The organism is Idiomarina sp. PL1-037 (assembly GCF_034422975.1).
Taxonomy (GTDB): domain Bacteria; phylum Pseudomonadota; class Gammaproteobacteria; order Enterobacterales; family Alteromonadaceae; genus Idiomarina.
Genome location: NZ_CP139873.1, coordinates 2,426,336 through 2,438,285 on the forward strand (window position 1 = coordinate 2,426,336; position 11,950 = coordinate 2,438,285).

Consider the following 11,950-nt stretch of genomic DNA (forward strand, 5'->3'; position numbering starts at 1 on the left):
CAGTAATAAGTTAACGCGATAGGAGCTGGCCTTGTTTGGTAATGAAGAACCCTATTCAGTAACCGGTAACACTATTTTACTGAAAGATGAAAATAAAAAACTGCTTTTAATTACTGGTCCTCGTTACCAAAACATATTGGTTTCGCGCGGCTCTGTAGAATTAACGGACATGTCGGCTGAGCGTCGCCCCGGTTTCCGGATTGTGACTCTGCAGGAAGTCTTTAAAAAAGATAAAACCTACTTTTTTGTTCGTGCCGGTGGCGTCGAGTATCAGGTTGACCTTAAATTTGAAGACAGCCCTATTACAGAAATGAAGTTCTAGAAATTAACGGGAGTAGCCAGAATGACACATAAACTCTGTGCTGTTGTCTGGTTACTCTTTGTCATCCCCTCTGCCGCGTACAGCCAAAATTTCTTCCAGCTTAACGAAACCGATAACGATCAACTCGCTTTTTCTTATCAGTGGCGTGATTTCGATGACCGTCAACAGTCATTCAGTTTCCTGGTCGATAAAAAAGACTTCCTACAGCCACTAAAACGTTATCGCGGGTTTAATCTTGAACGCAGTCAGCGTGAACTGGCACACCAGCTCAACCGTTACATTAAGCAACAGCAGTGGCAAGGCATTCAGGCTCGTTTAACGCCGCGCCAGCAGTCCGTTGAATTGGTTACGGCCAATGCCCGAACAGCACAAAAACAGCAACAGCTTAACGAGTACAAAAAGCGTTTACGTGACTATTACCATGAGCGCTGGGACGACTATCTTGATGCGAACTTCTACCGCCAATTGAGTTTGCCTCCGGGAGAGCAGGGCATTATCCCTGATCATCCGGCGATAGCCAGTGAGGTGACCCCAACGCTGAAGCCCTTAATACAAGCTATTGGTGAGCAGTTAGGCACAAATACACAACGTAATTACATCAACTATATCGCCAGCTTTATTCAGCAAATACCGTACAACGATTTAAACAGCAAACTGGATAGCCGGGGCGATGGCTTTGTCCCACCGAACCAATTGCTTTATTACAATCAGGGGGACTGCGACAGCAAGGTCACTTTAATGACCTCTTTGATAAAGCAAATTATCGAAACGCCCAAAATGGCCATTATTTATTTGCCTGAGCACGCAGTTTTTGGCATTGCCATTAGTCGGCAGCCCGGAGATACCACCGTTAAACACAAAGGCAATAACTACGTACTGGTCGATGTGACTGGCCCCGCGGCAATGCCGATGGGCCAGGTTGGCGAAGAAACTAAATTTCAGGTCGAAACCCAGCAGTACACCGTGGTACCGCTGAATTAGTTACAGATGCTCTTCCGCAAACTGCGCCAGTGGACTACGCACTACACCGTTTAAGTTGATGGTCGCGCTGCCCGGATAGTCTTTAAACCGCTCAACAATGTAAGTCAGCCCTGAGGTAACGGCAGTTAAATAGTAACTATCAATTTGTGCCAGGTTACCCGAAACTACTAATTTAGTGTTCTCGCCACAGCGGGTAATAAGCGTTTTTAGCTGAGACGCGGTTAAATTCTGAGCTTCATCCAAAATGACAATCGCGTTTTGTATGCTGCGCCCGCGCATAAAGTTCAGTGACTTAAACTGAATATTCGCCTTTTTCATAATGTAGTTCAGACTCGACTCCATGCTTTCATCCTGCTTATGCAAAGCTTCCAGCGAATCAGTTATAGCCGACAGCCAGGGCGCCATTTTTTCTTCTTCGGTACCAGGCAAGTAACCAATAGACTCGGCAATTTCGGGTGTATTGCGGGTAACGATAATTTTTTCATAAATGCCCTGCTCCACCACCATTTGCAGCGCTGCTGAAAGCGCAAGAAATGTCTTCCCGCTGCCGGCAGGTCCGGTAAGAGTCACCATGTCCATGCTGGTATCCAGTAAAGCGTGCAATGCCATAGCCTGATAAATATTCTTAGGGTGAACCCCCCAGGCTCCGTAAGACATCATTCGTTCTACGCCTAAATCCATCAGCGTTACAGTTTCACTGTCGTATTCTTCTACCCGCGCCGCAAAATTATTGGTTGAGTCAATAATGTATTCATTAGCAAAAACCTGAGGCAGCAGTTCGCGGCTAACCGTATGGTAGGCATCACGACCTTCCTGTTGCGTTTGCACTTCACCCACCTGCGACCAGAAGTCGCCTTCAAACTTATAAAACCCTTTGGTCAGCAAGCGAATGTCATCAATAAGCTGGTCGGTACGATAATCTTCAACATACTTCATACCGGCGCCTTTGGCCTTCAGGCGCATATTGATGTCCTTGGTTACCAGTACGACACCAGCGGGGGCTCGCTCCCGCTGAATTTCCAGTGCAGCCTGAATAATGCGGTGGTCGTTTTCTGCCAGAGACAATACCGACTCTGTTTGCTCCAGCTGATAGTCAGGAAAAATGGCCAGGGTTCCGTTCGCTGTGTGCTCGCCTTGCACCCGGTTTAACGGAACACCAGCAACAATTTCTTCCGGTGTTGCCTCTTTCAGAACCTCCTCGAGCGAGCGAATGGCGACCCGCGCTTCGCGGCTCACATCTCTATTGCGGTCTTTGATATTGTCAAGCTCTTCCAGAACCACCATAGGGATAACCACGTTGTGTTCATCGAAGTTAAGAAAAGCGAGAGGGTCGTGCAGAAGAATATTGGTATCGAGGATAAAGAACTTGCCGGCGTTTGTTGTCATTAGCGCGTACCTTTGCTTGTGATTATTCTTTTCTTACAGCTTAGCCCAAAATTCATGACACAACGGTTACAGAAATAAATTTTTCCTCGGAATTGGCGAGCGAATTAAGTACCATTGCGGCCTTGGAAAATGGCGCGCGGGAGTGTGTAGTGAGCGAGTTTAGAGTTGGACAACGTTACCTTAGTGAAACTGAAACCGAATTAGGGCTAGGCATGATCACCCAAGCTGAAGGTCGTCACTTAACCGTGATGTTCCCAGCAACCGGTGAAGTGCGGCTGTACTCTGCTCAGGAAGCCCCTCTTGCCCGTTATCAGCTTCAGGTACAGCAACAGGGTAAACACGCCGAAGGCTGGAGCTTCACAATTCAGGAGTTGACAGAGTCGCAGGGCATTGTGACCTACCATGGTTTACGCGATGACAGTCAGGAGTCGGTAGTGGTTCCGGAAACCCAGTTATCGCATCAGGTGGACAGTAACCCCGCGTTGACTCGTTTACTGGCTGGTCAGGCCGACCGCCTGGATATGTATCAGTTGCGCTGCGAAGCCAGTGAACATCTGGCGCATCATCAGGCCAGCGAGGTTGCGGGTTTATTAGGTGTTCGTACTCATTTGCTGCCGCACCAGTTGTATATTGCAAAAACCGTTGCCGACCGTTACCACCCACGAGTGCTTTTAGCCGATGAAGTGGGCTTAGGAAAAACCATTGAAGCCGGCATGATCATCAAGCGCCGCCTGAATACCGGCCGCTCGCAGAGAGTGTTAATTGTGGTACCGGAATCGTTAATGCATCAGTGGCTGGTTGAGTTACGCCGCCGCTTTGCGCTGAACTTTACTCTGTTTGATGATGAGCGTTGCGAACAAGCGGAAGCCGACAGTGAAAATCCGTTTTTGACTGAACAGCACATTATTATCAGTAGCCGCTTTATGCACGAGTCGCGCTGGAGTCAGGCGTTGCTTGAAGCGGAATTCGATCTGCTGATTATTGACGAAGCACACCATTTACAGCCAGAGGCGCCGGAATTTAGTTCGGTTAAAAACCTTTGTGAAGCGGTGCCCGGCTTGTTGCTGTTAACGGCAACCCCGGAGCAAGAAGGTGCCGAAGGCCACTTCCAGCGACTGCAGCTGCTGGACCCGGACAGGTTCTCTGACTTTGCCAGTTTCCAGAAAGAGCAAACCCAGTACAAAGAATTAGCAGAACAGGCCGAATCAGTTACTGACCCGGCAGAACTCGACGATCTGTTGGATAAACATGGTACCGGCCGCGTTATGTTCCGTAACCGCAGGGCCGATATTGGCGGCTTTCCTGAACGCCATTTTCATCCGGTAAAACTGGATGAATGCGAACCCGATGAAGACATGCCCTGGTGGATGGAAGATCCGCGCATTGACTGGCTATTGAATCACATTAAACAAAACCGCTCGGAAAAAGCACTGCTGATATGCAAAACGGCAGAGCAGGTTCTGGATTTATCCGAAGCCCTGCGGGTATTGGCGGGCGTGCAGGCGGCAACCTTCCATGAGGGCATGACGCTGACCGAACGAGACCGTTCTGCCGCCTTTTTTGCCAGCGAAGAAGACGGTAGCCCTATTCTGCTGTGCTCAGAAATTGGCAGTGAAGGCCGCAACTTCCAGTTTGTACACCAACTTATTTTATTCGACTTGCCGAGCAACCCGGACTTACTGGAGCAACGCATTGGCCGCCTAGACCGCATTGGTCAGCAGCAGAATATTGATATTTATCTGCCTTACTGCAAAGGTTCGCCAGAAGCTATATTGCTACCCTGGTACGAGCAGGGTATGAACGCTTTCTCTCAGTGTAATGCGATAGGTCGTAAACTGTACGATGCTTTTGGCACGGACATTGAGCAGGCTATTGCTGAGCAAAAGCCACTCAGTGACGAGCTCCTGGAGCAGACGAAAGAACTGCACAAAATCTGGCTGGAGCGCAACCGTGAAGGGCAGGACAAGTTACAGGCACTAAACGCCTGTCGTCCTGAAGCCGCTGAAAAAATTATAGAGCAAATTGATAGCGACAGCGATACCGACACCCTGGCCGACTTTATGATTGCCTTCTTTGACCGCTTTGGTGTGAATAACGAAGTGCTGGATGAAGAGCGCTGGTTTATTCGCCCTGGCGAGCATATGCGGGTCGGCAGTCTGCCGGGACTGCCGGATGATGGCATTACCATAACCTTTGACAGAGTCACCGCACTGAACTTTGAAGATACTGACTTCCTTAGCTGGGATCATCCCATGGTGCAGGCAGCGCTTGAACTGCTGACTGCGGATGACTTTGGCAGCACCTGCGTTGCTGAGCTCAAGAACCCGGCGATTCCGGCCGGCAGTTGGTTCCTCGAGCTGGATTTTGCCAGCATAGTACCGGCACCTAAAGCCGCGGCGTTACAGGAGTTCTGCCCATTACAAAGTTTACGCCTGCTGTTTAATGGTCAGGGGCAGGAGCTGTCCGCTAAAGTGTCGCGCGAGCTGCTGGACCAACAATCCAGCTTTATTGACAAGAAAACCGCACGGCAGATATTGCGTCAGTTACGTGACCCGGCACAAAAAATTATTCAGTCTGGCCAGCAACAGGCTCGCGAGTGGCAGCAAAAGCAACTGGGTGAGGTGAAGAAAACTGCACTGGCTGCATTGCAACACGAACGTACGCGCCTGCTCGAGTTACAGAAGAAAAACCCCTCGGTACGCAGCAGTGAAATAGAGGCTATAAACTGGCGCGAAGAACAAATTACGGCGGCTCTGAAAAGCCCGCAGTTATCGCTTCAGGCAGTGCGTATTCTGGTGAATAACCATTAATGACTCTGCTCCATTATCAGCCGCCGACAACGCCATTTCTTCAGGTTATTTATGAGGACAACCAGTTGTTGGTGGTTGATAAACAAAGCGGGCTACTCAGTGTTCCAGGGAAGCGACCAGAGCATAAAGACTCGATTTATACCCGAGTACAGCGCGTACATCCGGAAATAAGAGTGGTCCACCGGCTGGATATGGCAACTTCCGGAGTTCTTTTACTGGCAAAAACCAAAGCCGCGCAAAGCCACCTGAACCGGCAATTTCAGAATCGCACAACTCGTAAAAGGTATATTGCCCGGGTTTGGGGTAAACCACCCGCGCCACAAGGAGAAATAGAGTTGCCGTTGTCCTGCGACTGGCCCAACCGCCCCCGCCAGCACATGGACTTTTTCACCGGTAAACCCAGCACGACCTTCTATCGGGTGACGAATTTTGACAACGGTTGCAGCCGCGTTGAGCTGACACCTCATACCGGACGCTCACATCAGCTTAGAGTTCATATGCAGGCCATTGGCTGCCCGATACTAGGCGATAAATTTTATGCGCACAGCGAAGCATTCTCTGCCGCTGAGCGCTTATTGCTGCACGCTGAAGACCTTTGCGTAACACACCCACAAACTGAACAGCCTATAGCCTTTCATAGCCCGGTTCCGTTTTAATACTTTGCACTCAAGCTAGCGCCGCTTCAGCCGATACAAGCTTCATGAAGCGCTATCTATTAATGCTACTGATGGTTGTTTTTATCAGCCCCGCAGTAAGCCAGGACGACCTAGAACGTTATTTGCCGCAAGACCAACTCCATTGGTTGACCGGAGATGACGACGAGCGCTATTTGGCGTTAAAAAAAGAATACTTACAGGCCTTTGAACGCGGACAAATGGTGCTTTTACCAGATTGGTACTACCATCCACTGCAGTCTTTTTATATTCGTCCGATTTATGAAAACGCACCGGATTTTGGCTGGACCACCTGGGCTTTAACCCCGCCTGACCATGACATACGCACAGACAATTTGCAGACACCTGCTACGACAACGCATTTCCCTGAGGCTGCGGACGAAGAGGTATTTACGCCACCAGTTAATGCCTTACAGCAGCGCATGACTCTGCTGCTGGACGAGACACTGGATCGCCCGGGCTTTTCGGTATGGGTCGTGGAAGGAATTACCGCTGACATCACCCTGCGTCTGCTGGAAAGCGAGCCCTCAATAATGCCCGATGCCATTGTACTGGTTAATGCCTATGTACCGCAGTTCCAGTATAACCGCGCTCTTGCCGATCGCATCAGTCAGTCGCAGTTGCCGGTTCTTGATATTCGCAGCGCAGAGAGTAATCGCTGGGTGAGTGAACACTGGGCTTTGCGAAAAAAACTGGCGAGTAAATACCAGCACCCAGCATACCGCCAGCGTCAGCTGGTTAATTCCGGTAACACCGGGCAAAGTGAATTAATCTCGACCATAAAAGGCTGGCTGGAATTTCACGGCTTTTAATCTGTTCAGTTTTATCATTACTTTTTAACACCCGTTGTTCTAACGAATGTCGCGCTTTTCTTTGATTTTCTCATAAGCTGCCTGAATGTCCTGAGCACGTTGCTGAGCCTGTTTCATTACCTCTTCCGGTAACCCCTTAGAAGCCAGCTTGTCTGGATGATGCCGGGCCATTAGTTTACGGTACGCTTTCTTAATTTCGGCGTTACTGTTTTGAGCTGTGACGCCAAGCACTTCGTAAGCATTGTTTATTTCGTCCTGGCTGGTGGTTTTTCTCTGTTGCTGATGCTGCTGCCGGCGATGCTGATGAAAACGAAACGCCGCTTTTTCCATCATCAACCATTGGTCCAGCTGAAAACGAGTAAAGCCAAGATGTTTAGCCACGTTAACCAAAACTTCATGCTCTGACTTTTCCAAAATGCCGTCATTTAACGCCAGGCCAATTAACTGCTCCATAAACAACTGAAGAACGTCGCGGTTACCGTAAAAGGAGGCACTAAAATCCTTCATGACTTGTTGCAAAGGAAACGTCGGTTCTTTCCCTTCGCGAAAAGCTTCCTGGGCTTCGCGGGTGGCGTCTGTATTTAAATTCAAACGGCGCATTAGCTCCTGCGCCTGAGAAATGTCGTTAGTGGTAACTTTTCCTTTTGCCTTGGCAACGTGCCCCATTACCGCAAACAGTGTGTAAATAAAATTGGCGTCTCCGGCAGCTTGCTCTGCCCCATACAAAAAGCGCCCCCAGGCACCTTTTTGAGAAAAGTCCTGAGCCATTCCCCTGTCAAACCAGTGACCAATTAGCGCACCTAGAATAGCCCCTGGCCATTTCATAAACGCAAAGCCAGCCAATGCGCCGACTACTTTTCCCCAAACCATGTTATTTCTCCAACCGCTGGTTAAGTTGATGCAGGCGCTCCGGCGTACCTACGTCTGTCCAAAATCCACCCAGATGGCTTGCTGCCAGTTGCTTTTTATCTATTGCCCTGTCAAAAAACGGCTTTAATGGTTGCTTCCCTTCAGGGTATGGCGCCAGAAGTTCTTTGCGGTACAGGCCCACACCGGAAAAAGTTTTCGTTTGTTGGCCTTCTCTGATTTCATTGACCAACACCCCATGTTCAATGACAAAATCACCGTCTTGATGATGAACCGGGTTATCCACCATAACTAAATGCCCTAGTTGCTCTTCGTCTAAGCGCGTTGGTAAATCGCTGTAGTCCCAGTCGGTCCAGATATCGCCATTGATAACCCAAAACGGGTCATCTCCGAGTAAAGGCAAAGCTTTAATAATACCGCCTGCGGTTTCAAGTCCGCCTTCAGGTTCCTTCGAAAAAGAAACCTGCAGACCCCACTGGCTGCCGTCCCCGACAAAATCTTCAATTTGCTCACCATGCCAGGCGTGATTAATAACCACCTCATTAACACCTGCATTTGCCAGCTTTTCCAGGTGGTAACCTAGCAATGGTTTGCCCGCCACGGGTAACAAAGGCTTTGGTTGATTATCCGTTAACGGGCGCATTCGACTGCCCCGTCCGGCAGCTAAAATCATCGCTCTCATAGGTTGTCCTTCCAGGCTGGGATAATGCGCTCACGCAACCAGCGGTTATAGTTTGAAAGCTGAGAGTAGTTAGCGCTTACTCGCTGCAAATAACCCAGAGTTCTTGGCACATCCTGTAAATAGCCAGGCTTGCGATCCCGGTGCGCCAAGCGGGCAAAGATACCTGCGGCTTTGGTGTGACGCTGCAGCCCCATCCAGTCAAACCAGTGTTGCCACTGCTGCGGCCCAACCTGCGCAGCTAAACAGTCAGACTGAATCAGTTGTTGCCTTAACCCTTCACTCAATTCGTTGACCAACTCTTGCGGCCACTCAATATAGCAGTCGCGTAGCAACGACACCGCATCATAGGTCACCGGCCCCAGTACCGCGTCCTGAAAATCGATAATACCGATACGATCATCGTCCAGCAGCATTAAGTTGCGTGAATGAAAGTCGCGATGAACTCCCACCTGCGGTTGCTGCAATGCGTTCTCAATCATTTGCTGGCTAAACTGGTTCCAAATTTCATCGTCCCCGGCATGCCAGTCTAAATTCAGGTGCTGTCTCAATAACCAGTCTTTAAATAACGACAGTTCGCGTTCCAGCAAAGCGGTATCGAAAGCCGGCAGTTCGCCCTGCTCAGTCCGGCGTACCGACATAATGTCAGGCAGCGCGGCGAGTGCCTGCTGGTAATATTGCCGGGCATTACGCGGATGCAGTTTACTCAGCAACAGTATCTGGCCGAAATCGGATTGCAGCATAAAACCCTGGTCTAAATCTGCCGCAATAACGTCTGGCACAGTAACCCCTGCTTCAGAATACGCTTGTGCAACAGCTAGAAAAGGCTTCATTGGCTCTTTTTCGGGAGGGCAATCGACCGCTATCAGGCTTTCCTGACCATTTGTTGCCCGAAAATAGCGACGGAAACTGGCATCACCGGATACAACTTCTAAAGTCGGCTGTGAAACACCTGTCTGGGCTTCACACCAAGCCTGCAGAGCCACTTCTCGTTTGTCTTCCAAAATATCCCTCACCAAATTTGTTGCATAGCCTTAAAACTAGCAGTGTACCAAATAGCGAAACAAACAAAATTGCTTTATTATACTCCCGCGCTGCAAAACAGAATAAATGCATTTTACAACAACGACGGAAGATTAAATTGCTGCAACGGTTTATTACTTCGCTAATGCTACTGCCCTTTACGGGCAGCGCGCTAGCGGCTTTACAAAATCAAGACGCACCGCAAAACATGACTTGTACGGTGGCTCAGTCTACTGTCAATACGATTGCTGCCGTCCAGTTGCAGAAAACCGACGCCGGAACCATTGGCGTTGAGTCGCGTAGTGCAGAAATTCTCGCCAATGAAAAAGCGTATTTTACCGGTAACGTCATCATTCAGCGTAACGGACAATGGCTGTCAACTTCAAAAGCCACGATAGACCAGCAGCGAGGCGAAATTCTCGCCTCAGACGGCATTACTTTTAATGACGGTTACTTAAGCGTTACCGGTGATTCGTTATCGCTGGACTTAAACGACGACGAGGCCAAACTCTACAACAGTGATTACCGCCTGCGAAATCATAACGCACGCGGCCATGCAGAATTACTTTCGTTGTCCCGGCAGGAAGTTTTATTGCAAGACTCAAGCTTCACCACCTGCCCGGGCGAAACTCCCGCCTGGCAATTACGCGCAGAGCGCATTGAGATAAATGAAACCAGCGACTTCGGTGAAGCCTGGCATGCCCGGTTTGAGCTATTTGACATACCGGTACTCTACTTGCCTTATTTTAATTTTCCATTAAGTGACGCGCGTAAAACCGGTTTGCTCTACCCCACGTTTGACTCATCATCAAACAGTGGTTTTGAAGTAGAAGTACCTTACTACTTTAATATTGCGCCCAATATGGATGCAACAATAGCTCCTGTTTATATGTCTGAGCGCGGCACCATGATGAAAGGCGAGTACCGCTATTTGTTTGAGCAAAATGCAGGGCAGTTCAATTTAGAATATTTAGGCAATGACGACACCCGCATTGCAAATAAAAAACGCTACCTCTGGCACGTTCAGCATTCGGCACAAATAAACCAAAATTTGAGTTTTTATCTGGACGCGACCGAAATTAGTGACGACAACTATCTGAATGACTTTGGTAGTGACTTTGCAGGCCGGGCCGACACTCATTTATACCGTGTTGCTCAACTGGATTACGAGAACCAAAACTGGACCGCACAATTACGCACCGAAGACTACGAGCTTATTGGTGACTACCGCAGCCCTTACCGCACATTGCCGCAGCTTAGTATCGACTATAATACCGGCGACTTCACCGGCTTCAGCGCCAGCTTATACAACGAACTAACCTACTTCCAGAATCAGGATCAGGGGCGCGAATACGCGACCCGCGCGCACATAGAGCCGAGCATTCAGTACCGTTTTGAAAAACCGGCTTTTGACACAGAAGCCGAACTGTCTTACCTCTATACGCGCTATTGGCAAGAAAGCCCGGATAGCGATATTACTGAAGAAGTTTCACGGACACTGCCCCGCGTCCGGGTAAGAGCCCGTTTGCATCTGGAGCGAGCCATTGAACTGGACGACAGCCAATATCGCCAAACGCTATCACCACAAATTCAGTACTTGTACGTGCCCTATGAAAACCAACAGAACATCGGCATTTACGATACGTCGTTATTGCAGGACGATTACCACGGACTGTTCCGTAGCCGCCGCTTTTCGGGATTGGATCGTATCGCCGAGGCTAATCAGATAACTTACGGTCTCAGCAGCAGCTTATTCACTCAAAATGAACGCGAAGTGCTGCGAGCCAGTATTGGGCAAATTTACAATATTAATGACAGTCGCACACAATTGTTTGCCAGCGATGAAGAAACCACAACCTCCAGTAATAGCGAGTGGGTTGCCGACATTAACTGGGCCGTTGATGAGAACTGGTCAATACGCAGCTCAATTCAGTACGATACGGAACTTAACAGCACCCGTAAGAGTCAGACCGCGGTAGAGTTCCGTAAAGATGAATCAAATCTGATACAGGTCAGTCACCGCACGGCAACCAACATTCTGAACAACGATATTGAACAAGTTGGAACGCAGGCAGTTTGGTCGGCAAGTTCACGCTGGCAAGTCGCATCAAATGTCTTTTACGATCTCACACATGATCGTTTAAATGATGCTATGGTGGGCGTTCAATACAGCAGTTGTTGCTGGGCATTACGGGTTAGCGCATACAGACGCATAAACCGAGATCTTGAGCCCGCTTTTAGTGCGACTCAGATAAACGGCGAAACTCAATTTGACAATGGCATTAGTATACAATTTATTATCAGCGGTTTAGCTTCTGATAGCAGTGGTCTAATTAACATGCTTGAGAAAAGTACGTACGGTTACCGCCGTCCTTTTTATCTCAGTAACTAGTGGT

The 11,950-nt window shown here is 49.1% G+C and carries 10 protein-coding genes; 6 read left to right on the forward strand and 4 right to left on the reverse strand.

Annotated elements, in window-relative coordinates:
* Window positions 1-31: 31 nt before the first annotated feature.
* The gene (locus U0358_RS11415; protein WP_034822093.1) at window positions 32-322 is read left to right on the forward strand and encodes a hypothetical protein; all 291 of its coding nucleotides are present in this window, start codon (window positions 32-34) and stop codon (window positions 320-322) included.
* Window positions 323-343: 21 nt separating this feature from the next.
* Entirely contained in the window at window positions 344-1,303 is a 960-nt protein-coding gene (locus tag U0358_RS11420) for a hypothetical protein (RefSeq protein ID WP_322406358.1), read from the forward strand.
* On the opposite strand, the gene U0358_RS11425 is transcribed toward U0358_RS11420, so the two are convergent.
* A complete protein-coding gene (locus tag U0358_RS11425) occupies window positions 1,304-2,689 on the reverse strand; it encodes a PhoH family protein (RefSeq protein ID WP_322406359.1) in 1,386 nt (461 codons plus the stop codon). It abuts the gene before it with no gap.
* Between the two features lie 149 nt (window positions 2,690-2,838).
* On the opposite strand from U0358_RS11425, the gene rapA reads away from it, so the two are divergent.
* The 3 genes from rapA to U0358_RS11440 are packed head-to-tail and all read left to right on the forward strand — an operon-like array spanning window position 2,839 to window position 6,985.
* Window positions 2,839-5,499, forward strand: a complete 2,661-nt coding sequence (rapA, locus tag U0358_RS11430; RefSeq protein WP_322406360.1) for an RNA polymerase-associated protein RapA — start codon at window positions 2,839-2,841, stop codon at window positions 5,497-5,499.
* Window positions 5,499-6,155: a bifunctional tRNA pseudouridine(32) synthase/23S rRNA pseudouridine(746) synthase RluA gene (gene rluA, locus U0358_RS11435; RefSeq protein ID WP_322406361.1), complete on the forward strand. Its 657-nt coding sequence runs from the start codon at window positions 5,499-5,501 to the stop codon at window positions 6,153-6,155. Before rapA ends, rluA begins: the two co-directional genes overlap by 1 nt.
* Window positions 6,156-6,199: 44 nt before the next feature.
* Entirely contained in the window at window positions 6,200-6,985 is a 786-nt protein-coding gene (locus U0358_RS11440) for a DUF3530 family protein (protein WP_317497472.1), read from the forward strand.
* A 39-nt stretch (window positions 6,986-7,024) separates the two neighbouring features.
* Here the strand turns inward: U0358_RS11440 and djlA are convergent, their stop codons facing one another.
* Genes djlA through U0358_RS11455 form a run of 3 tightly spaced genes read right to left on the reverse strand, consistent with a single transcriptional unit; the run spans window position 7,025 to window position 9,535 of the window.
* Window positions 7,025-7,855 carry a co-chaperone DjlA gene (gene djlA, locus U0358_RS11445; RefSeq protein ID WP_317497473.1) on the reverse strand — a complete coding sequence of 277 codons (831 nt, stop codon included), beginning with the start codon at window positions 7,853-7,855 and terminating at the stop codon, window positions 7,025-7,027.
* Window position 7,856: 1 nt separating this feature from the next.
* Window positions 7,857-8,534, reverse strand: a complete 678-nt coding sequence (gene murU / locus U0358_RS11450) for an N-acetylmuramate alpha-1-phosphate uridylyltransferase MurU (protein WP_322406362.1) — start codon at window positions 8,532-8,534, stop codon at window positions 7,857-7,859.
* A complete protein-coding gene (locus U0358_RS11455; protein ID WP_317497475.1) occupies window positions 8,531-9,535 on the reverse strand; it encodes an aminoglycoside phosphotransferase family protein in 1,005 nt (334 codons plus the stop codon). The genes murU and U0358_RS11455 overlap by 4 nt, the downstream gene beginning before the upstream one ends.
* Window positions 9,536-9,672: 137 nt before the next feature.
* Here U0358_RS11455 and U0358_RS11460 point away from each other — a divergent pair, with 137 nt between their 5' ends.
* Window positions 9,673-11,946: an LPS-assembly protein LptD gene (locus U0358_RS11460; RefSeq protein WP_322406363.1), complete on the forward strand. Its 2,274-nt coding sequence runs from the start codon at window positions 9,673-9,675 to the stop codon at window positions 11,944-11,946.
* Window positions 11,947-11,950: the final 4 nt, after the last annotated feature.